The following is a 26,990-nucleotide window of genomic DNA, read 5'->3' as shown; positions in this document are numbered from 1 at the left end:
GTCCGGCGGCTCATCCGGCGACGAGCAGCCGGCCGGAGGCCGCCGGAACGGCCGCCCGCACCGCGGGCGGGACCGGGCGGTGCATGCTCTCGGGCAGCTCGAACCGGTGCACGGCGACCAGTGGTTCGGTGGTGGCCAGCGCCGAGGCATGCCCGTCCGGCGCCGCCAGACCGTAGAGGTGGACCGTGCAGGACGGCCACTCGGGCGCCGTGGCCCGCACCGTCGCCCCGCTCACGTCCACCCGGTGCGGCCAGGCCCGCAGTCCCAGCCCGGTCAGTTTCAGCGCGGCCTCCTTCCGGGTCCAGGCGGCGAGCAGCCATCTGGCCCGCTCCGGGCCGGTGAGCTGGGCGAAGTGCGCCCGCTCGGCCTCGCTGAGGATGGTGCGGGACATGGCCTCCGGGTTCTGGAAGGAGTCCATCTCCTCGATGTCCACGCCCACCAGGCCGGTCCCGGTGAGTGCCAGCAGCAGCCAGCTCCTGGTGTGCGAGACCGAGTAGTCGATGGCCGCGCCCTGGAAGACCGGGCGGCCGTGCCGGGCACCGGGGCAGCGCGGGCAGCCTCGTTCGATCACGATGTCGGAGGGCCGCGCGCCCAGGTAATGGGAGCCGATGAGGCGCTGGGCCGCGCGGGAGGTGAGGAACACGTCCCGGGCCGGGGTTCCCTCCAGCTTGGCGGCCCGCCGCTGCTCCTCGGCGTCCAGCAGGCCGGGCCAGCCCGGCCGGACATGGACGGGCACCAGCCACAGGTGTACTTCACCCGGGGCGATCATCGCTGCCTCCCGAGGGGATGGGAGGCCGCCGCCCCGGCGGGCACGGCGGCCTCGGAGGTGTCCGCGGTCTCCGGGGTCCGCGAGGCCCGCGAGCTCCGGGTGGGCTCGGCGCCGTCCGCGGCGGGGCCGTCCGCGCCGGGCGTGGGCGGCGCCGGGCGGCGGAGGCGGTCCAGCAGATGTGCGACGGCGGCGGCGAGCTGTCCGTCCCCGGCACCGGACCGGTCGCGGAAGGGCGGCGGGTCGGCCACCACATCGGGCACCACCCCCCGGTTCTCCAGCAGGTCACCGGCCTGGCGCAGAAAGAAGCGGTACTCGGGCTGGGTCGTCACGGTGCCGTCCACCAGCACATGCCGGGGCCAGGTGGCGATCACCCCGCCCCAGGTGCGCCGCCCGACCAGGCTGCCCAGCCCCTGGGCGCGGAAGAGATGGGCGAAGATCTCCCCGTCCGAGCCGGTGTGTTCGTTGACCAGTACGGCCATGACGGCGGGCGGGGACTCCGCCGGATGGACCGTGAGCCCGTTCCACCGGCCGCGCTGCACCCCGGCCCGGGGACGGGCCAGCCGGTCCAGCAGGAGCGGCGAGATGTGCCCGCCGGTGTTGTAGCGGACGTCCACCACCAGCCCCTCCCGGTCCAGTTCACCGAGGAAACCGCGCACGAAGTCGGCGAAGCCGGTGCCCATCATGTCCGGCACGTGCAGATAGCCGAGCCGCTCGCCGGACAGCTCGTGCACAGCCCGCCGGTTGGCGGCCACCCAGTCCAGATAGCGGGCACGGGTCTCGCTGCCGACGGTCCGGACCGTCACCTGCCGGGGCGGCCCGCCGCCGTCCCGCCGCACCGTCAGCTCCACCTCCCGGCCGGCCTGTCCGACCAGCAGTTCGCCCGGGCCGGGCGGGCCCACCGGGCGGCCGTCCACGGCGGTGACCGTGTCGCCGGGCCGGATGCCGGTGCCGGGGCCCCGGCAGGGCGAGGTGGCACCGCTCTGCCAGGGGTCGCCGCGCAGCACCCGGGCGATCCGCCAGCCGTCCCGTCCGGTGCCGCCGGGCCCGGCCCGCCAGTCGACGCCGAGAAATCCCTGCGGCTGCTGCCCGGGCGGGGTGCGGTGGTCGCCGCCCTGCTCGTAGGCGTGCGAGGTGGCCAGCTCGCCGTGCAGCTCCCAGATCAGGTCGGAAAGTTCGGAACGGCAGGCGACCAGGGAGACCAGCGGGGCGTAGCGGGCGTGGAGCGCGTCCCAGTCCAGCCCGGACATGCCGGCGTCCCAGAAGTTCTCCCGCTGGAGCCGCCACGCCTCCCGGAACATCTGCCGCCACTCGGCCTCCGGCCGCACCTCGACCCGGACCCGGTCCAGGTCGACCCAGCCGCTGTGCCGTCCGGGCGGGGCGTCGGGGTCGTACTGGTCGAGCCGGTCGGCGGACAGCACCCGGAGCCGGGTGCCGGAGCGGTACAGCAGTACCCCGCCGCGGCGGTCCGCGGACAGTTCGTCCACCGGGCCGAGGCAGTCCTCGGCGACCTCGCCGGCGGCCAGGTCGACCAGGGTCACGGTGGCGGCGGCCTCGGCACCGGCCCCGGTGCCGGAGGCGTCCGGATCGGGGCCGGTGACCGGGGCGGCGTGCACCAGCACCCGTCCGGGCAGGGCGGTCAGCGCGGTGTAGCGGCCCTCGGGGACCGGCAGCGGCACCACGCGGTCGGCGATGCCGTCGAGGTCGATCCGCACCGCGGGCGGCGCGGAGCCGTCCCCGGTCTCCTCGGGGCCGCTGCCGGGCTCGTCGCCGGCGGGGGCGGCGGGGCCGGACTGCTCCGGCCCCCGCCCCAGCGGCGAGGGATCGCCGTCCCGCAGCGTCACCAGGTAGGGCCGGGCACCGAAGGTGAAGCCCAGGCCGAACAGGACCTGGTCGTACTCGGCGGTCAGGGTGCGCTGGCCGAGGAAGTACAGATACCGGCCCTCCGGGTCGAACTCCGGCGAGCTGTCCCGCAGCACCGGTTCGGTGATCTGGTGGTGCCGGCCCGCGGGCACGTCGGCGATCCGGATCGCGGAGGTCTGCGGCGAGAGGGGGAAGGTGTAGGCCAGCCAGCGGCCGTCCGGCGACCAGGCCAGGTCCTCGATCCGCTCGTGCCGGGCGGTGTCCAGCAGCCGGGGGACGGGCCGTTCCGCGGCGGCGTCCACCGTCCACAGCTCCTGCCGGTTGGTGGCGAAGGCGACCACCGGGGAGGCGGGGGAGACGGCGAGTTCGGTGACGCAGCCGAAGCCGCCGGCCAGCAGCTCCCGTTCGGGGCCGGTGCCGTCCGCGGGGAGCAGCACCAGCCGCTCCTCCGGGCCGTCGTCGGCGGCCACCGCCACCAGCGCGGAGGCGTCCGGCAGCCAGTCCGGCAGCCGGTGGCGCACGCCCTCGGGCCGGCCGTGCCGCCGCACCGCTCCTGACCAGGGGGCCAGGGTGAACGCCCGGCCGCGGGCGGCAAGTGCCAGCCGGCTGCCGTCCGGGCTGAGCCGGGCGCCGTCCAGATGCTCCCCGGCCGGGACGAAACGGCGTCCGCACCGGTCGCGGGAGGAGGTGATCCGGATGTCGACCGGCCGGGGCCCGGCCCCGTCGTCGCTGTCGTCGCTGCCGTCGCCGTTGCCGGGGGCCGCAGGGTCGAGCAGATGGATGCGGGCCCCGGCCTGATAGACCAGCCGCCGCCCGTCCCCGGAGAGATGACGCACGTAGAAGTCACGGTGGTGGGTGTGGCGGCGCAGATCGCCGCCGTCGGGACGGCAGGAGTAGACGTTCCCGGTGCCCTCGTGGTCGCTGACGAAGCAGATCCGGTCCCCGGCCCAGCACGGAAAGGCCAGATTGCCGGGCAGCGACACCAGCCGCCGGTACGGCCCGGCCTCGCCGTCGGCGATCCACAGCTCGCCGGCGCAGCCGCCGCGGTAGCGCTTCCAGCGGGCCGGGTCGCCGGTGTTGCGGCCGAGCACCACCCGGCCGCCGGGGCCGTGGGCGACGGCGTCGGCGGTCCCCGGGCCCAGCAGCCGCGGCGGGCCGCCGTCCGGGTGCACCGCGAACAGCCGGTTGCCGAAGCCGGCCGGCTGTTCGGCGGCGGAGGCGTAGAGGATCTCCCCGGTGCGCGGATGCCAGCCGGCGGTGGCGCAGCGGGCGGCCTGGTAGGTGAGGCGCCGGGCCGGGCCGCCGCCGGCCAGGTCCAGCAGGCAGATCTCGGTGGGGCCGTCGTCGGCGCCGGTGAACGCCACCCGGGTGCCGTCGGGGGACAGCCGGGGGCGGGCGGCCTCGGACACACCGGCGGTCAGCCGGCGTGCCTGGCCGCCGCCGGCCGGGACGCTCCACAGGTCGTCCTCGCAGGCGAAGACGATCGTCTCGCCGTGCAGGGTGGGAAAGCGCAGGTAACCGGGCATCAGGAAGCTCCCGCCACGGGCGGGGACCCGTCCCGGTCCGGCGTGCCGTCCGGGCTGGCGCCCCGGCGCCGGCCGCGTTTGCGGATGCGTTCCACCAGCTCGCGATGGCGGGCCTGCCGGGCCTCCAGCTCGGCCCGCGCGTCCTCCTCGGTGAGGCTCCAGTAGCAGGCCGAGCGCCACTCGCCGACCGTGTAGGAGTCATAGGCGCAGCGCACCTGCCGGCTGGCCGCCAGGGTCTCGGCGGACTGCAGCATGGTGTTGTGCTCCAGCACCTGGTTGACGATGACCCGCATGTTCAGCTCGGCGCGCAGATAGTCGTGGGCGGCCTGGACGGCCAGCGCACCCGGCCCGCCGCGGAAGCGGGGGAAGACCCCGAAGGACAGCTCGCAGGTCTGGCTCCGCCAGTCCACCGAGGTGATCCAGCAGAACCCCATGATCTCGCCCCTGGGGGTGCACATGGTGAAGATCCGCTTCTCCTGCTGCCGCTCCGCGATGGTGGTGCGCACGTCGGCGGACAGCGTCTCGTCGTCGATGGAGACCGCGAAGTCGGTCAGGTTCGCCTGGAAGCGCGGGTCGCGGAGCAGCATGGCCCGCAGTGGGATGTCGTCCTCGGTGAAGTGCCGGATGGTCGCGTTCAGCATGGGTTCTCCGCCTTCCGGAAGTGGACGAGGACGTCCCGGTGGGCGCCGCCCTGGAAGAGGTGGCCCGGCAGCACGCCGGTGGCGGTGAAGCCGCAGGCGGCGACCGCGGCGGCCATCGGGCTGCCCTCCGGCACCAGCGCCAGGCAGGAGGTGCACCGCCGGTAGGCGGCCAGGAACTCCAGCAGGGCGCGCAGCGGAGCCGGGTCCGGGGAGGTGGCGGCGACGTATGCCTGGCGGGGCTGCCGGGGATTGGGGGCCCAGCCGACCAGCGCGTCACCGGACCGGAAGACCTGCGCCTCGGCACCGGTGAGGGTGCGGGCCAGCAGGGGATCGTTCTGGGTGACGGGGTCGGTGTCCAGGAAGCCGCGGGCGGCGTCCCCGGCGGCGCGCAGGGCCGCCGCGGCGGCCGGGGCGTCCAGCAGCACCAGCCTCCCGGCCGCGGCCTCGGGCGGTGCGGCGGTCGCGGCCGGGCCGCCGGCCGCGGTGCCGGTCGTGGTGTCGGTCAGGCTGTCAGTCACGGCGTACCGCTCCCCAGATCTCCCGGTCGACGGCGCGGCCGTCGAACCACATGCCCTCCGGCGCGACGGCCTCCCGCCGGAAGCCGCAGGCCGCCAGCGCGGCGGCGGGCGGCTGCGCGGCCGGAGTGACCCAGCCGTACAGCCGGTGCAGATTCAGGCCGTGGAAGCCGTGCTCCACGGCCGCCGCCAGCAGGCCGGGAAGGTCGTCCGGGCGGCGGTGCAGCCCGATCTCCAGGCGGGCCCGGCGGTTGACCCAGTCGATACCTGTCCAGCGGACGAAGCCGGTGTCCGGGACGATGCACAGCTCGTCCGGCCCGCCCTCGGTGCCGTCCGGCTCGGCGACCGCCGCCGGTTCCGCCAGCGGTGGCCGGCCGGCCACCGGCAGGCCGAGCAGTTCCCCCGGCAGCCAGGGGCCGGCGAGCAGTCCGCGGTCGGTGCCGCGGTATCCGCGCAGCCTGGTCATTGTGGTGCCCCCTTCCGTTCCGGCGGGAAGATCCGGGCGAAGAAGACCCGGCCGTGCCGTCCGCCGCCGCGCGCCGTGACCTGGGCCAGGGTGCCCTCCTCGGTCAGGCCGGCGGCACGGGCGAACCGCCGCCCGCGGTCGTCGAACTCGTGCAGCGGCAGGGCGATCCGCACCACCTCGCGCTCCCAGCGCAGAGCGCGCACCAGCTCCCGGTAGGCGGACACCCACCACGCAAGCGGTGCCTCGCCGGTCAGGCGCAGCTCCACCTGGTAGTGGCAGCCGTGCTCGGCGCCCGCGGCCTGAACCGCGTACAGCCCGGCCGGGCGGCCGTCGGCGAGCAGCAGCCGGGTGTCGTCGTCGAGCAGCCGCAGGATCTCCGCCTCCGACCGGGTGTCCGGGCGGTCGGTGCGGTAGTAGAAGTCCGGCTCGGTGAACATCGCCAGCACCGCGTCGGTGTCCTCCGGCGTGCGGGGACGGCCGGACCACCGCGGCGCGGTATCCGGCGCGGTATCCGGCTCGGCGGGCGGCGCGGTGCGGTGCGCGGTGGGGGTCATGAACCCTCCCTGTGGGATGCGGGGGCGGGTGCGACGGCCAGCCGGAGGATGTTGGTGGTGCCGTCCATGAATTCGAAGGCGCAGACGTCGCGGCACCACTTCTCCAGCAGCGGGTGCCCGGCCAGCGCACTGGGCGGCAGTTCCCGCTCGGCCCAGCGGGCGGTGCGCACCGCGAGATGGGTGGTGTGCAGCTTGGCCACGCAGGCCGGCTCCCGGTCGTCGGGCCGGGCGTCCACCTCGGCGGCGGTGTCGTACAGCAGCTGCCGGGCGGCATCCAGCCGGGCGGTGACCAGGTCGTGGCCGGGGCGGCCGGGCCGCAGGGCGCGCACCTGGTCGTGGATGGCATGGGCGACCCCGAGCGCCTGGGCGGCGATCTGCAGCCGGACCACGGTGAACGCCCGGTTGGCGCCCCACAGTCCGCGCCGGGACAGCGGCAGATGCCGGCCGAGGACGTGCTCCTCGGGCACCGGCACCGCGTCGAAGCGCATCTCGCCGATGCGCGCTCCGCGCAGCCCCAGCATCTCCAGGGGGGAGCCGGTGAAGCCGGGCGCCGGGCGCTTCAGCAGTACCGCCCGGATGGACAGCGGGGTCGGTCCGACGCGGGCGAAGACGACGCCGACGGAACCGCGTTCGGCATTGGCCACATAGCGCTTGGTGCCGTGCATCAGAAAGCCGCCGGCCGGGTCCCGGTCCAGCCGGGTGCGCAGGGCGGTGGCGTCGCTGCCGTGCTCCGGCTCGGTCATGCCGAAGAAGGTCCAGCATCCGGTGCGGGCCAGTTCGCCGTAGAACAGCTCCTGCTGGCGCTCGTCGCCGAGGGCGTCCACGGTGAATCCGGCCAGCGAGGGGGCCGCGCAGGCGTTGAGCACCCCGGCGTCGCCGCGGGCGAGTTCGATGTTGGCCGCCACCCGGCCCAGGCAGGAGGCGGTGAACTCACGCGCCCAGGCCGGCACCGGGTGCGGCCGGAAACGTTCCGGGGTGCCGACCACGCGCAGCAGCTCCAGGGCGCCGCAGCGGCGCAGCAGCCGGTGGTCCTCCGGGGCGCGGTCCACGGCAAGGGCCAGCGTGCGCAGCTCGGCGCCGAGTTCGCGGCAGCCGGCCACCAGGTCGCGGACCGCGGGCGGCAGCGATCGCGCGGCGGCCGTGCCCGTGGCCCTGCCCGTGGCGGCGGCAGCGACGGCCGGGGAGCCGGCCGCGCCGGCGGTGGCGGTGCGGCCGCCGACGTCGGCGGCCGGGGTGGCGGGGGTCATGGGACGGCCTCTCCGGTCGCCTCCCGGGCGACCCAGCAGTTGGCCACCAGCCGGGACACCACGACGCCGCGCAGGGCGCCGTCGCCGGCGTAGCCGGAGCCGCCCAGCAGCTTGGCCAGTTCCCAGTCCAGTTCGGTGAGCCGGTCGTGCACCTCGGCCACGGCGGCGGGCAGCGTGCCGGCGACCCGCAGGGTGCGGCGCGCGACCTCCAGCTCGACCCGGGCGTCGGCCAGCGTGCCCAGCACCAGCTGCCGCCGGATCAGCGGCTCCCCGCCGCCGATGCGCCCCGACAGATGGTCCACGGCCCGCTCGGCCAGCCGCCGGGTCAGCCCCAGCCGCACCGCCGCAAGCCTGGCGGCCAGCGCGGTGAGCCGTTCCGGCGCGGCGGTGCGGTGCCGGGCGGGGCGCCGCACGAAGCTGACGCCCTCCCGGGCGGCCAGGGGGTGGGGTACGAGGGACGCCCGCGGGGGCACCGCCGCGGACGGCAGCGCGGCAACGCTGCCCGGAGCGGCGTCGGCGCCCGCGCCGTCCAGCGCCGGCCCCAGGCCGGCCGCCAGGCCGTCGCGGTGGCCGGCCCGCTCGCACTCCGCGAGGGTCTCCCGCATGGCGTCCTCCGTGTCCCGTGTTCTCCCGTGCCGGGTGGTGCGGTGGTGCGGTGGTGCTGTCCGTTCTCGCCCGAGGGGGTCCGGCGGCGGTGTGGCGACAGGGAACACCGCCGCCACACCGCCGACGATCACGCGGCCTTGACGGCGACGGCCTTGGTCGCAACCGCCTTGGTGGCCACGGCCTTGGCGGCCACGGCCTTCGTGGCGACGGCCTTGGTGGCCACGGCCTTCGTGGCGACCGCCTTGGTGGCGACGGCCTTGGTGGCGACGGCCTTGACCGCAACCGCCTTGGTGGCAACCTTTGCCATGGTGATTCTCCTCGTCGTGAGATGCGAGAACGGTTCGCCCCCGTCATTCCGGTGGCGGGAATTCCCGTCCGGCGGTGGCGAATCGAGATTCCCGCGCCGGAATACGGGCTGTCAATGACAGCTTTGTGCCGTCCCCTTGATGTCACCGTGAGCCCCTGACGAAAACGCGCGGAACCCGCCAGCATGTGGCCAGGAAAACGTGACCGGCAGACGATGCGGCGGGAGGGAACGATGGCAGCGGCGATCCGCACCGCGCCCCTGTGCTGGGGCCAGCACCATCACGTGCTGCGCTATCTGCACGCACCGGAGGCGTCCCGCCACGAGGCGCACATCACCACCAGCTACCCGCTGCCCGAGGGCTGCACCACCGCGCACGTCCGGGCCGCCCTGAACCACCTGGTCCGCCGGCACGAGGGCCTGCGCACGGTCTACGACCTCTACGCCCGGCCCTGGCCGCGCCAGCTGGTGCAGCGCTTCGCCCCGCTGCCGCTGATCGAGGCGGACACCGCCGACGACCCGGTCCGCACGGTGCGCGAGCTCTACCAGGCCCCCTTCGACCTGGCCCGGGAATGGCCGCTGCGGGCCTGCGCGGTCACCTCCGGCGGCCGGCTGCTCCGCCTGCACCTGGTCTTCAACCACCTGGCCTTCGACGACGTGGCCCTGGACCGGCTCAGCGGCGAACTGGACGCCCTGCTCGCCGCCCGGGTGGCCGGCCGCCCGGTGAGCCTGCCGCCGGTGGTCCACCAGCCGGTCGACCTCGCCCGCCGGGAGGAGGCCACCGACCCCGGGAAGGCGCTGGCCCACTGGCGGCGGACCGTGCGCGAGCTGCCCGCCGACGTGTACGCGCGCCGCCGCACCCGGCCGGCCGCCCCGGACGCCGCGCACAGCGCCGCCCTGACCACGCCCGCCCTGCTCGGCGCCGCGCGCGACATCGCCGCCCGGGCCGGGATGTGGCCCTCCGCCGTGCATGTGGCCGCCTTCGCCGTCACCCTCGCCGCCTACACCGGCGAGCGGCGGATCGCCCACCGCATCTACACCAGCCAGCGCGAGGCCGGCGGCTCCGCCTCGGTGATGACCTGCCAGTCCTATCCGACCCCGGTGCTGCTGGACCTCACCGACGACCCGCCGTTCGGCGAGGTGCTGCGGCGCGCCGCGGAGCGCATCGAGACCTCCATCGCCCACGCCCACGTGCCCTTCGACCAGGTCGAGGAGGCCGTGGCGCGGGAGAGCGCCCGGCGCGGGCAGCGGATGCGCGTGGTGTCCGAGCTGAACTTCCTGGACAACCGGCCGCGTTCCTGCGGCACCCGCCGGGACCGGCTGACCTGGAACCCCGCACCCGCCGACTGGGCCCGGGCCGGCTCCGACCTCTACTTCCGGGTCTACGAATGGAGCGACGGGATCACCCTCGCCCTCCAGGCCCTGGACGAGGTGATGGACCGGGAGGCGGCGGGCCGCTTCCTGCGCGGCTACGCCACGCTGCTGCACACCCACCGGGACGGCACCGCCGGCCTGCGGGTGAGCCGGGCCGCCGGACTGCCGGCCTTCCCGCCGCCGCCCGCCCGCCGGCTGGTGCGCATCGGCACCGACCTGGTGGATCTGGACGCCACCGAGGCCGCGCTGCGGGAGCACGAGGCGGTCACCGCCGCCCGGGTCACCGCCGGCCGCGACGGCCGTCGTGAGCACCACGAGGACGGGGAGCACCGCGAGGACCGTGAGGACCGCGAGGACCGTGAGGGACCGGTTCTGACCGCCGAGGTGACCGCCGGCCGGCCGGTCACCGCCGCCGAACTCCGCACCCACCTGCTGGGCGCGGTGCACGACCACCCCGCGGCCCGCTGTCCGGCCGTCTTCCGCACCACCATCACCGCCACCGCAACCGGCGGCGTCCCCGCCCCGCCGCCCCCGTCCGCGCCCCCGTCCGCGGCCGCGGCCGAACGGGCACTGACTGCGGCCGTGGCCGAGGCCAACGGCCTGGACCCGGACCGGGTGGACCCCGGGGCCGGCTACGCCGCGGCGGGCGGGCGCGTGCTGCGGCTGCCCCGGGTGCTGGCCGCCCTCGCCGAGCAGGGCTGGACGGGCGTGTCCCCGCGCCGGCTGAACAGCGCCCGCCCGCTGCGCACGCTCGCCCGGCGGATGCGCCCGACGACCACCGAGAATTCCGGGAGTGCCCGATGAATTTCGTCCAGCGACTGAAATCAGATCTGACGGGCGATCCCCAGGCCCGCTTTGTCTTCATCAACAATTTCGAGGTCGAACGGAGCTGGGCCGCCGGTGAACCCAAGCTCCCCGGAGCCGGAATCTCCTTTGCGGACGCAACTGTCAATCGCATGGAGGAACTGGGCGTGCTGCTCGCCGGTGAGGGCGATGTGGTGATGCTCAAGGCGCCCATGGACCAGGACTTCGCCCGCTATCTGGACCGGCTGGGCGCCGCCGCCGGCCGCACCGTCTGGGCCGAGCACAGCGAGCCCGCCCGCACCGTCACCGAGGACGCCCTCGCCTCCCCGGGCCTGCTCGGCCGGCTCCGCGCCCTGGACGACGGCCGCACCTACCTGATGCCGCTGGGCATCTCGCCCCACGAGGAGCTGCTGGCCAAGGAGACCGGGCTGCCGCTGGCCGGCCCCTCCGCGCAGACCTGCAAGGCCGTCAACGGCAAGATCTTCAGCCACCGGCTGGTGGCGGCGGCCGGTCTGACCGCCGTGCCGGGCCAGGTCTGCGAGCGGGTCGGCGAGCTGCGCGGCGCGCTCTCCGCCCGGCTCGCCGCCGGCGGACGGGTGGCGGTCAAGGAGTCCCTGGGCGTCTCCGGCCGCGGCATGGTGGTGATCGAGGACGAGCGGGCCGCGGCCCGGCTGCTCCGGCTGATCGAACGCCGGGGCCCGGACGCGCCCGCCGCCCTGGTGGTGGAGACCTGGATCGAGCACGCCCTGGACCTCAACTACCAGTTCGTGATCTCCCGCACCGGCCGGGTCCGCTTCGAGACCGTCAAGGCCGCCGTGCTGCGCGACGGCGTCCACCAGGGACACCGCTTCCCGGTGGAGCTTCCCCCGGCCGCGACCGCGCAGCTGCACGACGCCGTGCAGGTGATCGGGGAGGCCCTGTACGCCGAGGGCTACTACGGCATGGTCGGCGTGGACGCCATGCTCGGCCGCGACGGCACTCTCTACCCCTGCCTGGAGATCAACGCCAGGTTCAACATGTCCACCTACCAGAGCCGGATCGCCGAACGGTTCATCCCCGAGGGCCGGCACGCCATCGCCGCCACCTTCGGCCTCAGGCTCTCCCATCGTCACCGCTTTGCCGAGGTCGAGGCGGCCCTGGGGGACCTGCTGATGGACCGCCCCGGCCGGACCGGGCTGCTGATCAACAACTTCGCCACGCTGAACGCCGCGGACACCGGCGAAGGCGGCTTCCACGGCCGGCTCTACGGCATCTGCGTCGCCGACGGCCCGGACACCGCCCTCGCCGTGCGCCGGCAGGCGGAGCAGCGGCTGCGGGAAATGGCAGGCATGACGTCATGAGTTCCCCCGACACGACCTCCCCCGACACGACCTCCCCCGAGACCCCTGGCACGCCCGGCGCGAACGCAGGGCCCGGCATCCTGGACGTCGCCGCGGTCACCGAGGCGATGCGCGGCACCAGTGTCCAGGGCATCGGCTACCGCGAGCTCGCCGAGCGCTTCGGCACCCCGCTCTACGTCTACGACGGCGATCTGCTCACCGCCACCGTCACCGGTCTGCGCCGCGCGCTCCACCCGGCCCTGGAGGTCTTCTACTCGCTCAAGGCCAACCCCAACATCAGTGTCTTCGCCGCGCTGCGCGCCGGCGGTGCCCGCGCCGAGGTCTCCTCCCTCGTCGAGCTGCGCACCGCGCTGGCGGCCGGCACCGAGCCGGAGAACATCCTCTTCCTGGGCCCCGGCAAGAGCGAGGAGGAACTCGCCGCCTGCCTGGACACCGGCGTCTACGCGGTGGTCTGCGAGTCGTTCGCGGAACTCGACCGGACCGAGCGGCTGGCCGCCGCCCGCCGCATCCGGCAGCGGGTGCTGCTGCGGGTCAACCCGGCCCTGGCGATCAGCGGCTCCCGGCTCACCATGGGCGGCAAGCCCCGCCAGTTCGGCATCGACGAGGCCCAGGTGCTGGCCGCGGGGGACCTCACCACCCGCTACCGGCACGCCGACGTGGCCGGTATCCAGGTCTATCTCGGCACCCGCATCCTGGACGCCGGGGTGCTCGGCAAGAACACCCGCTACATCCTGGACCTGGCCGAGCGGATCTCCGCGGCCACCGGCATCCGCCTGGACGCGGTCGACATCGGCGGCGGCCTGGGCGTGCCCTACTTCGACGGCGAGGCCGAGCTCGGCCCGGCCGAGGCGGGCCGGGAGATCAACCCGCTGCTGGACGCCTTCACCGCCGCCCACCCCCGCACCCGGCTGATCATGGAGTCCGGCCGCTATCTGGCCGCCCGGGCCGGCGTCTATGTGCTGGGCGTGCGCTATGTGAAGGAATCCCTGGGGGAGCGGTTCGCGGTGGCGGACGGCGGCACCCACCACCACATGGCGGCCGTCGGCATCGGTTCCTTCGTCAAGCGGAACTTCCCCGCGGTGCTGCTGAGCGACCGGGAGGCGGGCGAGCCCCGGCCGTGGAACGTCACCGGGCCGCTGTGCACCCCGAACGACTCCCTGCTCAAACAGGCGGAACTGCCCGACCTGGTGCCCGGTGACCTGCTCGGCGTGCTCAACTCCGGCGCCTACGGCCCCTCCGCGTCGCCCGGTCTGTTCCTCTCCCACGGCTTCCCGGCCGAGGTGCTGGTCACCGGCGGGCGGGCGCACCTGGTGCGGGAACGCGACCGGCCGGAGGACCTGCTCCGCCCCCAGCGGCTGGTCACCGCGGCCGGTCCCGCCGGGGCGGCCGTGGTGCCCGCCGCCGACCGGGGAGGGCTGCCGAGGTGAGCACCGGGGTGGGCCTGGAGCGGGTGGCGGTACGGCTGCCCGGCCGGGTGGAGAAGGTCGCCGACATCATGCGCCGTACCGGCCACGACCCCGCCGAGAGCCGCCTGTTCAAGACCCTGTTCGGGCTGCGCCACAGCCCTTCGCTGGCGCCCGGCGAACAGTGGGAGGACCTGCTCACCGCGGCCGGCCGCGAGGCGCTGGGCGGCGGGCACGCCTCCCTGGTGCTGTACGGCCACACCCTGCTCACCCAGGAGTTCGCCCTCCGCGGCGGCTTCGCCGACCGCATGCGCGCCCGGCTCGGCCTGCCCGGCAGCCGCTTCTTCGGCCTCTCCCACATCAATTGCGTCTCGGTGCTGCGCGGCGTGGAGCTCGCCCGGCGCTATCTGCGCCGCCCCGGCGTGTCCCCCGACGACCGGGTGCTGATCCTCGGCGGCGACCACGCCAGCGTGCACGACGCCTCCCGGGTGATGCCGGGCATGGCGGTCGGCGGCGACGGCGTGATCGCGGTGGCGGTCCGCCCCCATGGCCGCGCGCGCTACCGCTACCTGGGCGGCGCGGCCTCCCGCGACGCCCGCTTCCACCGCAAGGACCTGTCCGCCGACCGGGCCGTCCTGTTCAGCCAGATCTGCCGGGAGCAGGCGGTGGACACCGCGCTGCGCGCCGTACGGGACGCCGGACTGACCCCCGCGGACATCGACTGGGTGATGCCGCACCTGTCCAACCGGATGTTCTGGAGCACCTTCGGCCGTCTGACGGGCATCCCCCGGGACCGGATCTGCACGGATCTGATTCCCGAGCGCGGCCACAACTTCGGCGGCGACGCGCTGATGGCGCTGGAACACGCCGAAAGCACCGGACGGCTCCGTCCCGGACACCGCTGCGTGCTGCTCTCACTGGCCCTGGGCGCCTACTTCCAGGCCGTGATCGTCGAGGTCGAGGAGGATTGACATGACCACCCTGCTGCACCGGGCCGAGCGGACGGCACGCCAGGAGGGGCTGGCCGCCGGCCTGGCCGCCGCCCTGTCCGCGCTGTCCGAGCGGCCGGCGCTCTCCGGCCGGGGAGCCGCTGCCGCCGCGCCCGGCCCCTGGGCCGCGCTCCCCGCCCGGGACATGCCGCCCGGCGCCCGGGTCCGGACCCACCCGCTGGCCGACCGCGAGGAGATCGTCTTCGTCGCCTGCCCCGGCCCCCGCCCCGCCGGCACCCCCGAACAGGCCGAGGCCGCCCGGCTGATCGCCGCGGTCCGGCTCGGCATCGTCCGCCGCCTGCTGGACGAGGCCGTCGAGCACCTGTCCGAACGTACCGCGGGGGACGAGCCGCTGATCCGCAAACAGCTCATCACCGGCGCGGTGGCCGACATCATCGCCGAGGTGGAGCTCCTGCGGGAGCACGCCCTGACCGGGGACGACGACCCCGAGGCGCTGGCCGACCTGCACAACCGCCTCGACGACCTGGGCTGGCAGGTGGCCAAGCTGTTCGGCGCCTCCGGCTACATCGCCGACCACCCCGCCCGGGCCCTGTACGTCTCCGCGCTCGTCGCCAACGTCTGGACCGACCGGCAGCAGGGAGGGCAGGCCGCATGACCGAGCTGGACGCCCGGCTGCGGGCGGTGCGCGACCACGCCCGGGAGGCGGCCGAGGACCTGCGCGCCCGCGCGCTGTCCATCGACGCCGAGCCGCACGCCATGGAACAGCACCTGGACTCCCCGGCCTTCGCCATGATCCGCGAGTCCGCCCTGCCCGAGGAGTACCGTTCCGCATCCCCCGCCCCCGCCCTCGCCGGCGGCGACGACCCGGCGGGCCGCGGCTCCTGCCTGGAGAGCATGGTCGGCGTCCTGGAACTCTTCCGGGGCGACGTGGGTGCCCTGCTGGCCTGCCCGTCTCCCGCCCTGGCCGGAGTCTTCGTCGCCCTGCTGGGTGACGAGGAGCAGAAGAAGCGCTTCTACGAGCGGGTGCGGACCGGCCGCACCTGGGCGTTCTTCGCCATGACCGAGCCGGGCCGGGGCAGTGACGCCACCGCCATGGAAACCCGGCTGGAACGGGACGGGCAGGGCGGCTGGCTGCTGCACGGCACCAAGCGCTACATCGGCAACGGCGCCCGCGGCGGCATCGGAGTCGTCTTCGCCCGCACCGGCCCCTCCCCCCTCCACATCCGGGCCGCCCTGGTGGAACTCCCGGCCTCCGGGTGGCGGGCGGAGCCCCTGGACATGGTGGGGCTGCGCGGGGCCGCACTGAGCGAGATCCGGCTGGACGGGGTGCCCGTCCCCGGCGGCATGCTGCTGGGCGAGCACCTGCCGGCCACCCGCCGCGGCATCTGGGGCGCGGTGCAGACCTTCAACAACATGCGGATGCAGGTGGCCGCCGCCGCGGTGGGCACCGCCCAGGCCATGGCCGAGTACATCGCCCGGCACCGCCCCGGCACCCCCGGCACCCGGCGGGCCGTGGCCCGCGCCGAGGCCGCCCGTTCCCTGGTCTACGAGGCCGCCGCCCGCATCGACCGCAACCCGGACCGCGGCTACCTCTCCAGTGCCGCCAAGCTCGGCGCGACCCGCATGGCCGTGGAGACCGCGCACTGGGCGGCCGCGGCGCTGGGCCCGGCCGGACTGCTGGACCACCCGCTGCTGGAGAAGTGGACCCGCGACGTGTGCGCCTTCGAATTCATGGACGGCACCGGCAACATCCAGCGCCTGCACGTGGCCCGCGGCTACCAGTCGGGAGACGCCGATGGCCGCTGATCCCGCAACCGCCCCCGCCGGTGCCCCTGCGGCGATCGGCGACCTCTCCATCGGCACCGTCGCCGTCGCCCGCCACCGGCACGCCCGGTACGAACCGGCCCCCGCGCTCACCGACACCGCCTACCTGGTCCCGCTGGCCGGGGCCGCCTCCCGGGCCACCGGCATTCCCGTGGCCGCGCTGCGCCTCCTGGTGCCCGACCGGGGCCCCGACGTCAGCGCCCTGGCGCTGACCGCGCTCGGCGGGGACGCCAGGGACGAACCGCTGTACTACGTGCGCTCCGGCCCGCAGCGGGACGCCGTCGCCTCACCGCTGTCCGGGCTGGTCCACCGCCTGGACTGGGCGGGCGACGACCTCGGCATCACCCACCTGGAGGAACTCGGCGGCACCCTCGTCCTGGACCTGGTCGCCTGGACCCTGGAGAGCGGCTCGGCCGCGGTGCTGATCTGCGACGAGCCCGCCTTCACCGGCACATCGCCCGGCACATTCCCCGGCACATCCCCCGGCGACGGCGACGGCCGGCCGGTCCCGGCGGCGGTGGCCCTGCGTCTGCGGCGCGGTAGCGGTCCGTTGCAGGTGCTGGACTGCGGGGAGGGCGCCCCGGCGGGGGCGGCCGACAGCGCCGGGCATCTGTTCACCGGCCGTGGCCCGTGCGATGCCTGGCTGGCCGCCCACCGGGCGCTGGCCGCCGGCCAGGTCACCGCCGGGGACACCCTGCTGCTGCACACCAAGGGCCCCCGCCGGGAGGGCTGGCTCACCCTCCGCGCCACCGACCCCGCCCGCCTCCGCCTCACCGACGCCACCCCGGCCGCCCGGCCCAGCCCCAGCGAAGGACAGCCATGAATCCGTTCCACCAACTCCTGGAGCCGGTCGGCACCTCGGCTCCGGCGGGCGCCCTGCCCGACTGGTTCCGGCGCGGTCTGCGGACCGGCCCGGACGGCGAGGCCCTGCGCATCGGCCGCCGCTCCCTCACCTACCGCGAACTCCACGCCCGCGCCCTGGCCCTGGCCGGCACCCTCACCGCCGCGGCCGGGGGCCGCCCCCGCCGGGTCGGTCTGCTGGCCGCCCGCAGCGTGGAGGCGTACGCCGGGATACTGGCCGCCGGATACGCCGGTGCCGCCGTCGTCCCGCTGCACCCGGAGTTCCCCGCCGAGCGGACCCGCCGCATGATCTGTGCGGCCCGGCCGGACGTGCTGCTCACCGACGACTCCGCCCGCCCCGTCCTGCCGGGACTCGCCGCCGAACTCGGCAGCACCCCGGTGATCCGGCACCCCGACGGACCGCCGCTGGAGCGGCCCGTGTCCCCCGCGCCGGACGACACCGCCTACATCCTCTTCACCTCCGGCTCCACCGGCCGCCCCAAGGGCGTGCCCGTGCTGCACCGCAACGTGGACGCCTACCTGCGGTTCGTCCACCACCGTTACCGCTTCACCCCGCAGGACGTGTTCTCCCAGACCTTTGACCTCACCTTCGACCTGGCGATGTTCGACATGTTCGCGGCCTGGGGCAGCGGCGGCACCCTGGTCTCCATGCCGCCGGGCGCCTTCACCACGGTCCCGGACTTCATCGCCCGGCACGGCATCACCGTGTGGTTCTCCTCGCCCAGCGTCATCTCCCTGGTGCGCAGGCTGCGGGCGCTCGCCCCGGACGCCATGCCGTCCCTGCGGTACAGCCTGTTCTGCGGCGAGCCGCTGCTCGGCCACGACGCCGCCGACTGGCAGGCCGCGACACCGCACTCGGCCGTGGAGAACCTCTACGGGCCCACCGAGCTGACCATCTCGTGCAGCGTGCACCGCTGGGACCCGCGGACCTCGCCCGGACGCTGCGTCAACGGCATCGTGCCCATCGGCACCGTGCACCCCGCCCTGCGGTACCTGCTGGCCGGTGCCGACGGCCGCCCCGCCCAGGACACCGGCGAACTGTGCGTCACCGGACCGCAGATGGTCCCCGGCTACCTCGATCCCGCGGACGACGCCGGCCGGTTCCTCACCCACGAGGGCCGCCGCTGGTACCGCACCGGCGACCTGGTGCGCCGCCTGCCCGGCGGCGAACTCGCCTACCTGGGACGCCGTGACCACCAGGTGAAGATCAACGGAGTCCGCATCGAACTGGCCGAGGTGGAGTGGGGCCTGCGCCGCTGCCGCGGCGTCCGCGATGCCGTGGCGGTCGCCCTGGACGGCGAACTGTTCGCCTTCTACCTGGGCGAGCAGCGCCCGGCCGCCGACCTGATGGAGGAGCTGGGCACCTTCTTCCCCCGGCAGCTCGTCCCGCTGCGCTACCAGCACCTGGACGAGTTCCCGCTCAACGCCAACCGCAAGACCGACCGGCCGGCGCTCGCCGCCCGTGCCGCCGCGCTGCGCACCGCCGCCGTCTGAGGCCCCTGCCCGGAACAGCCGCGGCACCATCCCCGCGGCACTATCCCCGCGGCACCGTCCGCCCGTGCCCGTCCCGGGCCCGCGGCACGCCATCGCAGAGAGGACACCACCACCATGGACCGCACCGAGATCACCGAGCACCTGCGGGCCGCCCTGTCCGCCGTGCTGAACAAGGACCTCCCCGAGGTCAGCCCCGAGATGCGGCTGTTCGAGGACCTGGCGCTGGACTCCACCAGCGTGATCGAGCTGCTGATGAGTCTGGAGGACGCCATCGGCCTGGAGGTCGACCCCGACGAGCTGGGGCCGGACGTCTTCCGGACGGTCGGCAGCCTGGCCGACTACATTGAGGCCGGGTTCGCCAGGACCGCGGTCTGACCGTCCGGAAGGGAACGGGGACCATGAGCGTGGGACTGTCCCGGGTGGCCGTCCGGCTGCCCGGCGGGACCGAACCCGTGGACGACGTACTGGCCCGCATCGGCTGCGGGGCCATGGAGCGCAAGATGTTCTCCCGGGTCTACGGGCTGCGCGACAGCCCGGTCCTGGCCCGGGGCGAACGCATGGAGGACCTGCTGGCCGCGGCCGGCCGCGGCGCCCTGGCCGGCACCACCGCCTCCCTGGTCCTCTACGGCCACACCCTGCACATGGCCCAGCACGATCTCGGCGGTGACTTCCCGGACCGGCTTCGGGACCGGCTCGGCCTGCACGGCAGCCGCTTCTTCGGCCTCTCCCACGTGAACTGCGTCTCGGTGCTGCGCGGTGTGGAGTACGCGCGCCGCTATCTGCACCGGCCGGGCGCCGGGCCCGGCGAGCAGGTGCTGCTGCTCGGCGGCGACCAGGGCAGCATCAGCGATGTCGCCCGCTACATCAAGGGCACCACGGTCAGCGGTGACGGTGCGGTCGGCGTCCTGGTGAACCGCACCGGCGGCACCGGCGGCACGCGCGGGGCCACGGTGCCGCAGCGCTACCGCTGTCTGGCCGCCGCCGGTGCCCGGGACGCCCGTTTCCACCGCAACCTGCGGATGACGGCCGAGGAGCTGGCCGCCTTCGGCCGGGCCTGCTCGGACCTGGTGGCCGGCACCGTCCGCCGCGCGGCCGAGGCGTCCGGCGGGAGCGCGGAGCGGCTCGACTGGGTGATGCCGCACTTCTCCAACCGGATGTTCTGGCGTTCCTTCAGCCGGACCACCGGTATCCCGGCCGACCGGATCTGTCTCGATCTGCTCCCCGAGCGCGGCCACAACTTCGGGGGGGACGCGCTGATGGCGCTGGAGCACGCGGACAACGCCGGGCGGCTGCGCCCGGGGGACCGCTGCGTGCTGGTGGCGATCGGCCAGGGGGCCTACGTCCAGTCCCTGGTCGTCGAGGTCCTGGCCGAACGCGACGAAGGAGCACAACCATGACCGGATTCGACAGCAGGGTGCGGGCGGTGCGCGACCGCGCCCGGGAGGCGGCCGGGGACCTGCGGGCCCGCGCGCTGTCCATCGACACCGACCCCCGCACCATGGCCCCGCACCTGGACTCGGAGGTGTACGCCGCGATCCGGCACGGCGAGACCCCGGAGGAGTACCGGTGGGGGCCCGAGCCGCCCGGAGCGGTCCTGCCCGACCGGCACTCCTGCCTCCAGAACGTGGTGGGCATGTGCGAGCTGGCCCGCGGCGACGTGGGGGCCCTGCTGGCCTGCCCCGCCCCCGGCCTGGCCGGCACCTTTGTCGAGTTCCTGGGCAGCGAGGAGCAGAAGAAACGCTTCTACGAGCGGGTCGCCGACGGCCGCACCTGGACGTTCTTCGCCATGACCGAGCCGGGCCGGGGCAGTGACGCCACCGCCATGGAGTCCCGGCTGGTCCGGGACGGGCAGGGCGGCTGGCTGCTGCACGGCACCAAGCGCTACATCGGCAACGGCGCCCGCGGCGGCATCGGCGTCGTCTTCGCCCGCACCCGCCGTTCGGCGCTCTCGGTGCGGGCGGCCCTGGTGGAGCTCCCGGTTCCCGGGTGGCGGGCGGAGCCGCTGGACATGGTGGGGCTGCGCGGGGCCGCGCTGAGCGAGATCCGGCTGGACGCGGTGCCGGTCCCCGGGCACATGCTGCTGGGCGAGCATCTGCCGGCCACCCGCCGCGGCATCTGGGGCGCGGTGCGGACCTTCAACACCATGCGCCTGCGCGTCGCCGCGGCGGCCGTGGGCACCGCCCTGGCCATGGCCGCCTATGTGCGGGAGCACCGCCCCGGCGCTCCCGGCGCCCGGCGGGCCGTGGCCCGCGCCGAGGCCGCCCGTTCCCTGGTCTACGAGGCCGCCGCCCGCATCGACCGCGACCCGGACCGCGGCTACCTGTCCTGCGCGGCCAAGCTGGGCGCGACCCGCATGGCCGTGGAGACCGCGCACTGGGCGGCGGCGGCGCTGGGCCCGGCCGGACTGCTGGACCACCCGCTGCTGGAGAAGTGGACCCGCGACGTGTGCGCCTTCGAGTTCATGGAGGGCACCGGGAACATCCAGCGCCTGCACGTGGCCCGCGGCTACCGGTCGGGAGAGGCCGATGGCTGAGCCCGGCTCCCCCCTCGCCCCCTCGCTGTGCGTCGATGCCATCTCCGCCGCCGGCCGGTGGCACACCGGCTATGTCCCGCTCTCCGCCTTCCCGCCCTCGATCCTGCCCGCGGCCCGCCGTGCCTCCGCCTTCTCCGGCATCCCCCTCGACCACCTCATGGTCACCGCCGACGCCGACGCCGCCGACCCGGGGGAGGCCGCGGCGGAGGACGGCGTCAGCGCCCTGGCGCTGGCCGCGCTCGGCGGGGACGCCAGGGACGAGCCGCTGTTCTTCGTCCGCTCCGGTCCGCTGCGGGACGCCATGGTCGCCGAACTCGCCGGACTGGTGCACCGCTTCCGGTGGAAGGGCGACGACATGGGCCTCACCCACCTGGAGGAACTCGGCGGCATCCTGGTGCTGGACCTGATCGGGTGGGCCGTGCCGGCCGGGGCCACGGTGCTGATCTGCGACGAACCCCTGTACGCCGACGCCCGGGCGGGCGGGGCCCGGTTCTCGGCGGTGGCCCTGCGTCTGCGGCGCGGTAGCGGTCCGTTGCAGGTGCTGGACTGCGGGGAGGGCGCCCCGGCGGGGGCGGCCGACAGCGCCGGGCATCTGTTCACCGGCCGTGGCCCGTGCGATGCCTGGCTGGCCGCCCACCGGGCGCTGGCCGCCGGCCAGGTCACCGCCGGGGACACCCTGCTGCTGCACACCAAGGGCCCCCGCCGGGAGGGCTGGCTCACCCTCCGCGCCACCGACCCCGCCCGCCTCCGCCTTCCCGCCCCCGCCTGAGCCGGCGGAGGGCCACCGGACCGACCGGAACGGCCGCGCTCCGCGCCCCACCGCAAGGCTGCGGTGGGGCGCGGAGCGCGGCCGTTGTGGCCCGTGGCGCGTCAGGCGCTCCGCGCGGCGGTGACCGCCGGTGCGGGGGCGGCGGGCGCGGCCGGGCTGATGGTGAACCGGCCGGCCGCCTGCACACCCGCCTGGAAACGGCTGACCGCGTCCAGGTCACGCAGCAGGCTCGCGATGTGCCGGCGGCAGGTCCGCACCGACATGCCCAGCCGCCGCGCCACCACTTCGTCGGTCAGACCCTGCGCCATCAGCCGGGCGATGGCCTGCTGGAGATCGTCGGCCGCGGCGGCGTAGCCGGGCTCCGAGGAGGTGAACGGCGTGCCGGTCTCCCACAGCTGGTCGAACAGGTCGGTCAGGAAGCGGACCATGCCCCGGTCCTGGACCCGGCGGGCGGCCGGCTGCCCGTCCGGGCCGGGCGGCAGCTCCACCACCACGGCGAGCGTGTCGTCGAAGACCACCGTCGCCTGCGGCACCCTGCTGAGGGTGCGCACCCGGGCGCCGTTCTCCACCAGCCGTCTGGCCCGAGCCCGGTCGGCGAACCCGGTCCGGCTGCGGTGCGGGCACACCACGCGCACCGCCACGTCCCGGTCCAGCACCCCGTAGCAGGGCGCCAGCAGTTGCTCCAGCAGGTCTTCCCGTTCGTGGCCCGGCTGGAGCACCAGCAGCTCCTTGCGGCAGACCTCGGCGGCCACGGTGAACAGGCCGCGGATCTCCGCCGTGCCGTGCAGGCCGTCGATCGCCCCGGCGCGCCCGTCTCCGTCGTCCCCGGCGGACCGGCCGGCCCCGGGGGAGGGGTCGGTGACGGCGGTGATGCGGGCGCGCAGCCGGTCCACCAGGTCCCGCTGCCGGAAGATCTCCCGCTCCACGGGCGCCACCAGCCGTGCCGCCGCGTCCTGCGGGCTGGCCGGCACCAGCCGCCCGCCCGCCGTGTCGTCGGTGCGCAGCAGGCCCAGCTCGACCAGCCGTCCCGCGGCGAGAAACAGTTCGGGCAGGGAAACCCCCAGTTCCGCGGCGGCGGGCTCCAGCGCGCGGATGCCGCCGTGGCGGACGGCGTAGCGGTAGAGGGCGCCCGCGCGGTCGTCCGGGCTGTCCGCGGCACCTGTCCGGCCGCGGCCGTCCACGGCCGGCGCCAGCGCCACCTGCGGCAGCGGGGAATGCGGGGAGTGCGGGAGAGCGGACTGCGAAAGGGCGGACTGCGACCGGGCGGGCGGGGCGACCGTCGACATGTTTCCTCCGAAGCCTGGTTCCGTTCCGTGGGGCTCAGCGTCCCGCCACCGTTCCAGACCGCCTTATCGGCTCACTACCCGGGCGCTACCGGCCCGCTACCGCCGCCCTCTCCACCCGCTACCGCGCCCGTGATAGCGGCATGAGGCCGCTTCAGGAGCGGCCCCTGCTGGACTCGCAGCACCGGGTCGGGCACGCGCCGCCGCCCGCCCCCGCCGCTGCCCGGCGCCACGACACGCTACCGACAAGGGACTGGTGACGATGGACATCCCGCGCACGTTCCGCACGACGCTGCTGGCCCACCTGCCCGTCGCGTCCGGGGACGACTTCGCCCCGGGCGACGACCTGTCCGCGCTCGGCCTCGACTCCATGGGGGTGGTGCAGCTCCTGACCGACCTGGAGGAGACCTACGGCCTGGAGCTGCCCGACGAGCTGATCACCGAGGAGACCTTCGAGACGGTCGGCTCGCTGTGGGAGGCCGTCGGCCCGCTGATCCCCGCCGAGCGGCTCACCGGGGCCGAGGCCGTCGAAGCCGATGTGTGAGCAGCCGCCCCGCCGCCTGGACCGGCTCACCGCCTGCGGCGAGCCCGGCCGGCCCGCGGTGACCTTCCGCTCCGAGACCCTGACCTACCGGGAGCTGGCCGACCGGGTGTCCCGCGTCGCGCACGGCCTGCACGGCCTCGGCGTCCGGCGCGGCGACCGGGTCGCCGTCTGGGCGGAGAAGCGGACCGAGACCGTGGTCGCGCTGCTGGCCGTCGCCGCGGCCGGCGGTGTGCTGGTTCCCCTCAACCCCGTCTACCGGCCCCGCCAGGTGCGGCACGTCCTCGCCGACTGCGCCCCGCGCGTGGTCATCACCACCGAGGAGCGGCGCGCCGGTGTGCTCGGCGCCCTGGCCCCGGACAGCTCCGTCGCCCATGTGGTGTCCTTCGGCACCGCCGGCTGGCAGGCCCTGGAGAGCACCGAGCCGCCGGTCCCCGGCGCACCCGTGCCCGGTGCCGGGGACGTCATCGACGACGATGTGGCCGCCATCCTCTACACCTCCGGTTCCACCGGCCCGCCCAAGGGCGTGGTGCTCTCCCACCGCAACCTGCTGGCCGGTGCCGCCAGCGTGGCCGAATACCTGGGCCACACCCGCGAGGACGTGGTGCTGGCCGTGCTGCCGCTGAGTTTCGACGCCGGTTTCAGCCAGCTCACCACCGCGCTGGTGGCCGGCGCCCATGTGGTGCTGGTCAACTACCTGCGCGCCCGCGAAGTGGTCCGGCTGTGCGCCCGGCACCGGGTCACCGGCCTGACCTGCGTACCGCCGCTGTGGCTGCAGCTCGCCGAGCAGGACTGGCCCGCGGAGTCCACGGCGGCGCTGCGGTACTTCGCCAACACCGGAGGCCGGATGCCCCGGACCACCCTGGCCGCGCTGCGGGACATCTTCCCGGCCGCCGACCCGTATCTGATGTACGGGCTGACCGAGGCGTTCCGCTCCACATACCTGGACCCGGCCGAGGCCGGGCGGCGCCCGGACTCCATCGGCAGGGCCGTCCCCAACGCCGAGGTGCTGGTCGTCCGCCCGGACGGCACCCCCTGCGCCCCCGGTGAGCACGGCGAACTCGTGCACCGCGGCGCGCTGGTGGCCCTCGGGTACTGGAACGACCCCGAGCGCACCGCGCAGCGCTTCCGCCCGGCCCCCGGACGGCCGCCCACCGGGCGGCCCGAGATCGCCGTCTGGTCGGGCGACACCGTCTACCGGGACGAGGAGGGCTTCCTCTACTTCGTCGGCCGCGACGACGAGATGATCAAGACCTCCGGCTACCGGGTGAGCCCCACGGAGATCGAGGAGGCCGCATACGCCACCGGGCTGGCCGCCGAGGCCGTCGCCTTCGGTGCCGAGGACCCGCGGCTCGGCAGCCACATCGTGCTGGCGGCAGCCAGGTCCGCCGATGCCGCGGCGGCCTCGGCCGAGGACCTGTCCCGCGCCCTGGCCCGGGAACTGCCCGCCTACATGATGCCGCGGCGCATCGAGCTGCTGCCGCGGCTGCCCCGCACGGCCAACGGCAAGTTCGACCGGGTCCGGCTGCGCGAAACCCTGCGGCGGGCCGCCCGGCCCGCCCCGCCCGCCGGACCGGCACCGCCGGCCGGGCACCCGGAGCACACGCGGAAAGCGGAGGAGGAACTGCCGTGCTAGAGGCGGTCGCACTCACCAAACGCTACGACGACATCCAGGCCCTGGACGGCTTCACCCTGAACGTCGCGGCCGGCGAGATCGTCGGCCTGGTCGGCCACAACGGCGCCGGCAAGACGACGTTCGTGGAGATGGTCTCCGGGCTGCTGAAGCCCGACAGCGGCACCGTGCTCGTGGACGGCCGCCCGCCGTCCGAGGCGCGCGGCATCATCGGCATCTCGCCCCAGCACATCGCCCTCTACCGGCCCCTGACCGTGCGTGAGCACCTCGAACTGTACGGCAGCCTGGCCGGGCTGCGCCGCGCCGCCCTGCGCGAGGCGGTCGAGGAACTGGCCGTCGCCCTGCACCTCACCGCCTTCCTGGACCGCCGCGCCGGGTTCCTCTCCGGCGGCCAGCAGCGCCGCACCCAGGCCGGCGCCGCGCTCATCCACCGGCCGTCCCTGCTGCTGCTGGACGAGCCGACGGCCGGTGCCGACCCGGAGACCCGGCAGGCACTGCTGGAGGTGGTCAGGCGGCGGGCCGGGGAGGGCGCCGCCGTCGTCTACACCACCCACTACCTCACCGAGCTGATGGACCTCGGGGCCACCCTGGCGGTGGCCGCCAAGGGCCGGATCATCGCCCGCGGCACCAGCGCCGAACTGCTGGAGGGCCTGCCGGGCGAGGTCCGGGTCACCGCGGCCGGCCAGGAGCTGCACGCGTCCACCACCGACCCCACCGCGTCCCTGCTCGACCTGCTGCGCACGGCCCCCCGGCCGGTGGAGTCCGTCGAGCTGCGCAAACCCACCCTGGACGATCTCTACCACTCCCTGGCGGTCACCGATGGCGTCTGACACCCTTCTCGCCCCCTCCGCGCCCTCCGGCGCCCCCGGCCCGGCGGCCGGCGGCGCGGCACCGGCCGGCGTCCGCGCCCGGCTCGCCGACTCCCTGCACCGCACCCTCGCCCTGATCCACTACAACCTGCTGCTGCGGCTGCGCGACCCCTCACAGCTCATCAGCTACCTGGTCACGCCCATGGTGTTCATGCTGATGCTCCAGCCGCTGTACCGGGAGGCGCTGGACGCCGGCACCCAGTGGGCGGTGACCGGCCAGCTGGTGATGTTCTCGGTCTTCGCCATGGCCATCGTCGGCCACTCGATCTTCGTGGAACGGGAATGGCGCACCTGGGACCGGCTGCGCGCCAGCCGCGCCGCCCGCGCCGAACTCCTCCTCGGCAAGGGCGTGCCGGTCTTCCTGGTGCTGCTCTTCCAGCAGGCCGTGCTGATGGTCTACGGCATCCTCGTCATCGGCATGGACATCCCGCCCAGCATCCCGCTGCTGTGCCTGGCCATGTCGGTCTGGGGCTTCACGCTGCTGGCCATGGGCGCCGCCCTGGCCACGCTGGTGCGCAGCCGCGGCGACCTGATCGTGGCGAGCGATGTCGGGGCCATCCTGGTCAGCACCATCGGCGGGACCTTCCTGCCGGTGGACCTGATGCCGGGCTGGGCCCAGGCGCTCGCGCCCTTCTCGCCCGGCTACTGGGGGCTGCTGGTGCTGCGCGCCGCCGTCGAGGGCGACGCCGCCGCCATGCTCGGGCCCACGCTGGTCTGCCTCGCCATCGCCGTCGTCTTCGGCGCCGTGGCCACCTACCGCCTCGCCCACGGGTGGGGCCGCAGCCATCTGGTCTGACCGCCGCTCCCTCGGGGGCGGGGGAAGC

At 75.3% G+C, this 26,990-nt stretch carries 26 protein-coding genes; 16 read left to right on the top strand and 10 right to left on the bottom strand.

Annotation, left to right across the window (positions count from 1 at the left end; all coding sequences use genetic code 11):
- Positions 1 to 10 precede the first annotated feature (10 nt).
- The 9 genes from BM242_RS14220 to BM242_RS14180 all read right to left on the bottom strand — a co-directional run bounded on the left by BM242_RS14220 (position 11) and on the right by BM242_RS14180 (position 8,491).
- Positions 11 to 769 (bottom strand): 4'-phosphopantetheinyl transferase family protein, encoded by a 759-nt coding sequence (locus BM242_RS14220; RefSeq protein WP_093839191.1) that lies wholly within the window; start codon positions 767 to 769, stop codon positions 11 to 13.
- Positions 766 to 4,155: a S41 family peptidase gene (locus tag BM242_RS14215; RefSeq protein ID WP_093839190.1), complete on the bottom strand. Its 3,390-nt coding sequence runs from the start codon at positions 4,153 to 4,155 to the stop codon at positions 766 to 768. Before BM242_RS14215 ends, BM242_RS14220 begins: the two co-directional genes overlap by 4 nt.
- Positions 4,155 to 4,796: a GNAT family N-acetyltransferase gene (locus BM242_RS14210; protein ID WP_093839189.1), complete on the bottom strand. Its 642-nt coding sequence runs from the start codon at positions 4,794 to 4,796 to the stop codon at positions 4,155 to 4,157. The genes BM242_RS14215 and BM242_RS14210 overlap by 1 nt, the downstream gene beginning before the upstream one ends.
- The gene (locus BM242_RS14205) at positions 4,790 to 5,314 is read right to left on the bottom strand and encodes a hypothetical protein (protein ID WP_093839188.1); all 525 of its coding nucleotides are present in this window, start codon (positions 5,312 to 5,314) and stop codon (positions 4,790 to 4,792) included. The genes BM242_RS14210 and BM242_RS14205 overlap by 7 nt, the downstream gene beginning before the upstream one ends.
- The gene (locus BM242_RS14200; RefSeq protein WP_093839187.1) at positions 5,307 to 5,777 is read right to left on the bottom strand and encodes a GNAT family N-acetyltransferase; all 471 of its coding nucleotides are present in this window, start codon (positions 5,775 to 5,777) and stop codon (positions 5,307 to 5,309) included. Before BM242_RS14200 ends, BM242_RS14205 begins: the two co-directional genes overlap by 8 nt.
- Positions 5,774 to 6,331, bottom strand: coding sequence for a hypothetical protein (locus tag BM242_RS14195; RefSeq protein ID WP_093839186.1), 558 nt, complete (start codon positions 6,329 to 6,331; stop codon positions 5,774 to 5,776). Before BM242_RS14195 ends, BM242_RS14200 begins: the two co-directional genes overlap by 4 nt.
- Entirely contained in the window at positions 6,328 to 7,578 is a 1,251-nt protein-coding gene (locus BM242_RS29410; protein ID WP_175541411.1) for an acyl-CoA dehydrogenase family protein, read from the bottom strand. Before BM242_RS29410 ends, BM242_RS14195 begins: the two co-directional genes overlap by 4 nt.
- Positions 7,575 to 8,183, bottom strand: coding sequence for an acyl-CoA dehydrogenase family protein (locus tag BM242_RS14185; protein WP_093839185.1), 609 nt, complete (start codon positions 8,181 to 8,183; stop codon positions 7,575 to 7,577). Before BM242_RS14185 ends, BM242_RS29410 begins: the two co-directional genes overlap by 4 nt.
- Before the next feature lie 128 nt (positions 8,184 to 8,311).
- Positions 8,312 to 8,491, bottom strand: a complete 180-nt coding sequence (locus tag BM242_RS14180) for a hypothetical protein (protein WP_093839184.1) — start codon at positions 8,489 to 8,491, stop codon at positions 8,312 to 8,314.
- Between the two features lie 231 nt (positions 8,492 to 8,722).
- On the opposite strand from BM242_RS14180, the gene BM242_RS14175 reads away from it, so the two are divergent.
- From BM242_RS14175 to BM242_RS14120, 12 genes are all read left to right on the top strand, one after another.
- Positions 8,723 to 10,666 (top strand): condensation domain-containing protein, encoded by a 1,944-nt coding sequence (locus BM242_RS14175; protein WP_175541410.1) that lies wholly within the window; start codon positions 8,723 to 8,725, stop codon positions 10,664 to 10,666.
- On the top strand, positions 10,663 to 12,006 hold the full coding sequence (locus tag BM242_RS14170; RefSeq protein ID WP_093839182.1) for a preATP grasp domain-containing protein: 1,344 nt from the start codon (positions 10,663 to 10,665) through the stop codon (positions 12,004 to 12,006). The genes BM242_RS14175 and BM242_RS14170 overlap by 4 nt, the downstream gene beginning before the upstream one ends.
- Positions 12,007 to 12,113: 107 nt before the next feature.
- Entirely contained in the window at positions 12,114 to 13,433 is a 1,320-nt protein-coding gene (locus BM242_RS14165; RefSeq protein WP_093839379.1) for a type III PLP-dependent enzyme domain-containing protein, read from the top strand.
- Positions 13,430 to 14,380 carry a 3-oxoacyl-[acyl-carrier-protein] synthase III C-terminal domain-containing protein gene (locus BM242_RS14160; protein ID WP_245834074.1) on the top strand — a complete coding sequence of 317 codons (951 nt, stop codon included), beginning with the start codon at positions 13,430 to 13,432 and terminating at the stop codon, positions 14,378 to 14,380. Before BM242_RS14165 ends, BM242_RS14160 begins: the two co-directional genes overlap by 4 nt.
- A 1-nt stretch (position 14,381) precedes the next feature.
- Positions 14,382 to 15,014, top strand: a complete 633-nt coding sequence (locus BM242_RS14155; protein WP_093839181.1) for an acyl-CoA dehydrogenase family protein — start codon at positions 14,382 to 14,384, stop codon at positions 15,012 to 15,014.
- Positions 15,011 to 16,165: an acyl-CoA dehydrogenase family protein gene (locus tag BM242_RS14150; RefSeq protein ID WP_093839180.1), complete on the top strand. Its 1,155-nt coding sequence runs from the start codon at positions 15,011 to 15,013 to the stop codon at positions 16,163 to 16,165. The genes BM242_RS14155 and BM242_RS14150 overlap by 4 nt, the downstream gene beginning before the upstream one ends.
- Positions 16,155 to 17,006: a hypothetical protein gene (locus tag BM242_RS14145; protein WP_093839179.1), complete on the top strand. Its 852-nt coding sequence runs from the start codon at positions 16,155 to 16,157 to the stop codon at positions 17,004 to 17,006. Before BM242_RS14150 ends, BM242_RS14145 begins: the two co-directional genes overlap by 11 nt.
- The gene (locus tag BM242_RS14140; protein ID WP_093839178.1) at positions 17,003 to 18,538 is read left to right on the top strand and encodes an amino acid adenylation domain-containing protein; all 1,536 of its coding nucleotides are present in this window, start codon (positions 17,003 to 17,005) and stop codon (positions 18,536 to 18,538) included. The genes BM242_RS14145 and BM242_RS14140 overlap by 4 nt, the downstream gene beginning before the upstream one ends.
- Before the next feature lie 114 nt (positions 18,539 to 18,652).
- Positions 18,653 to 18,913: an acyl carrier protein gene (locus tag BM242_RS14135; protein WP_093839177.1), complete on the top strand. Its 261-nt coding sequence runs from the start codon at positions 18,653 to 18,655 to the stop codon at positions 18,911 to 18,913.
- A gap of 23 nt (positions 18,914 to 18,936) precedes the next feature.
- A complete protein-coding gene (locus BM242_RS14130; protein ID WP_093839176.1) occupies positions 18,937 to 19,935 on the top strand; it encodes a 3-oxoacyl-[acyl-carrier-protein] synthase III C-terminal domain-containing protein in 999 nt (332 codons plus the stop codon).
- Positions 19,932 to 21,071, top strand: coding sequence for an acyl-CoA dehydrogenase family protein (locus tag BM242_RS14125; RefSeq protein ID WP_093839175.1), 1,140 nt, complete (start codon positions 19,932 to 19,934; stop codon positions 21,069 to 21,071). Before BM242_RS14130 ends, BM242_RS14125 begins: the two co-directional genes overlap by 4 nt.
- A complete protein-coding gene (locus BM242_RS14120) occupies positions 21,064 to 21,840 on the top strand; it encodes a hypothetical protein (protein WP_093839174.1) in 777 nt (258 codons plus the stop codon). The genes BM242_RS14125 and BM242_RS14120 overlap by 8 nt, the downstream gene beginning before the upstream one ends.
- Before the next feature lie 101 nt (positions 21,841 to 21,941).
- On the opposite strand, the gene BM242_RS29405 is transcribed toward BM242_RS14120, so the two are convergent.
- Complete coding sequence (locus BM242_RS29405; RefSeq protein WP_107365126.1) at positions 21,942 to 23,126, bottom strand: helix-turn-helix transcriptional regulator; 1,185 nt, start codon at positions 23,124 to 23,126, stop codon at positions 21,942 to 21,944.
- 259 nt (positions 23,127 to 23,385) lie between these two features.
- Between BM242_RS29405 and BM242_RS14110 the strand changes: the two genes are divergently transcribed.
- Genes BM242_RS14110 through BM242_RS14095 form a run of 4 tightly spaced genes read left to right on the top strand, consistent with a single transcriptional unit; the run spans position 23,386 to position 26,962 of the window.
- Positions 23,386 to 23,667, top strand: coding sequence for a phosphopantetheine-binding protein (locus BM242_RS14110; protein WP_093839173.1), 282 nt, complete (start codon positions 23,386 to 23,388; stop codon positions 23,665 to 23,667).
- The gene (locus BM242_RS14105; protein ID WP_093839172.1) at positions 23,660 to 25,300 is read left to right on the top strand and encodes an acyl-CoA ligase (AMP-forming), exosortase A system-associated; all 1,641 of its coding nucleotides are present in this window, start codon (positions 23,660 to 23,662) and stop codon (positions 25,298 to 25,300) included. Before BM242_RS14110 ends, BM242_RS14105 begins: the two co-directional genes overlap by 8 nt.
- Positions 25,294 to 26,127, top strand: coding sequence for an ABC transporter ATP-binding protein (locus BM242_RS14100; RefSeq protein ID WP_093839171.1), 834 nt, complete (start codon positions 25,294 to 25,296; stop codon positions 26,125 to 26,127). The genes BM242_RS14105 and BM242_RS14100 overlap by 7 nt, the downstream gene beginning before the upstream one ends.
- Positions 26,117 to 26,962 carry an ABC transporter permease gene (locus tag BM242_RS14095; RefSeq protein ID WP_093839170.1) on the top strand — a complete coding sequence of 282 codons (846 nt, stop codon included), beginning with the start codon at positions 26,117 to 26,119 and terminating at the stop codon, positions 26,960 to 26,962. The genes BM242_RS14100 and BM242_RS14095 overlap by 11 nt, the downstream gene beginning before the upstream one ends.
- Positions 26,963 to 26,990 lie beyond the last annotated feature (28 nt).

Origin of the sequence: Streptomyces aidingensis (genome assembly GCF_900112355.1) — a bacterium.
GTDB lineage: Bacteria > Actinomycetota > Actinomycetes > Streptomycetales > Streptomycetaceae > Streptomyces > Streptomyces aidingensis.
Note: the sequence above shows the minus strand (reverse complement) of the source record. Positions and strands in the feature narration are given on the sequence as shown.

Bases quoted from the DNA above. Each gene is read 5' to 3' on its own strand.
- BM242_RS14220 (WP_093839191.1), bottom strand. From the start codon at position 769: ATGATCGCCCCGGGTGAAGTACACCTGTGGCTGGTGCCCGTCCATGTC.
- BM242_RS14150 (WP_093839180.1), top strand. From the start codon at position 15,011: ATGACCGAGCTGGACGCCCGGCTGCGGGCGGTGCGCGACCACGCCCGG.
- BM242_RS14125 (WP_093839175.1), top strand. From the start codon at position 19,932: ATGACCGGATTCGACAGCAGGGTGCGGGCGGTGCGCGACCGCGCCCGG.
- BM242_RS14185 (WP_093839185.1), bottom strand. From the start codon at position 8,183: ATGCGGGAGACCCTCGCGGAGTGCGAGCGGGCCGGCCACCGCGACGGC.
- BM242_RS14105 (WP_093839172.1), top strand. From the start codon at position 23,660: ATGTGTGAGCAGCCGCCCCGCCGCCTGGACCGGCTCACCGCCTGCGGC.
- BM242_RS14155 (WP_093839181.1), top strand. From the start codon at position 14,382: ATGACCACCCTGCTGCACCGGGCCGAGCGGACGGCACGCCAGGAGGGG.
- BM242_RS14145 (WP_093839179.1), top strand. From the start codon at position 16,155: ATGGCCGCTGATCCCGCAACCGCCCCCGCCGGTGCCCCTGCGGCGATC.
- BM242_RS14210 (WP_093839189.1), bottom strand. From the start codon at position 4,796: ATGCTGAACGCGACCATCCGGCACTTCACCGAGGACGACATCCCACTG.
- BM242_RS14135 (WP_093839177.1), top strand. From the start codon at position 18,653: ATGGACCGCACCGAGATCACCGAGCACCTGCGGGCCGCCCTGTCCGCC.
- BM242_RS14165 (WP_093839379.1), top strand. From the start codon at position 12,114: ATGCGCGGCACCAGTGTCCAGGGCATCGGCTACCGCGAGCTCGCCGAG.
- BM242_RS14195 (WP_093839186.1), bottom strand. From the start codon at position 6,331: ATGACCCCCACCGCGCACCGCACCGCGCCGCCCGCCGAGCCGGATACC.
- BM242_RS14110 (WP_093839173.1), top strand. From the start codon at position 23,386: ATGGACATCCCGCGCACGTTCCGCACGACGCTGCTGGCCCACCTGCCC.
- BM242_RS14140 (WP_093839178.1), top strand. From the start codon at position 17,003: ATGAATCCGTTCCACCAACTCCTGGAGCCGGTCGGCACCTCGGCTCCG.
- BM242_RS14095 (WP_093839170.1), top strand. From the start codon at position 26,117: ATGGCGTCTGACACCCTTCTCGCCCCCTCCGCGCCCTCCGGCGCCCCC.
- BM242_RS14120 (WP_093839174.1), top strand. From the start codon at position 21,064: ATGGCTGAGCCCGGCTCCCCCCTCGCCCCCTCGCTGTGCGTCGATGCC.
- BM242_RS14180 (WP_093839184.1), bottom strand. From the start codon at position 8,491: ATGGCAAAGGTTGCCACCAAGGCGGTTGCGGTCAAGGCCGTCGCCACC.
- BM242_RS14130 (WP_093839176.1), top strand. From the start codon at position 18,937: ATGAGCGTGGGACTGTCCCGGGTGGCCGTCCGGCTGCCCGGCGGGACC.
- BM242_RS29410 (WP_175541411.1), bottom strand. From the start codon at position 7,578: ATGACCCCCGCCACCCCGGCCGCCGACGTCGGCGGCCGCACCGCCACC.
- BM242_RS14200 (WP_093839187.1), bottom strand. From the start codon at position 5,777: ATGACCAGGCTGCGCGGATACCGCGGCACCGACCGCGGACTGCTCGCC.
- BM242_RS14170 (WP_093839182.1), top strand. From the start codon at position 10,663: ATGAATTTCGTCCAGCGACTGAAATCAGATCTGACGGGCGATCCCCAG.
- BM242_RS29405 (WP_107365126.1), bottom strand. From the start codon at position 23,126: ATGTCGACGGTCGCCCCGCCCGCCCGGTCGCAGTCCGCCCTTTCGCAG.
- BM242_RS14215 (WP_093839190.1), bottom strand. From the start codon at position 4,155: ATGCCCGGTTACCTGCGCTTTCCCACCCTGCACGGCGAGACGATCGTC.
- BM242_RS14175 (WP_175541410.1), top strand. From the start codon at position 8,723: ATGGCAGCGGCGATCCGCACCGCGCCCCTGTGCTGGGGCCAGCACCAT.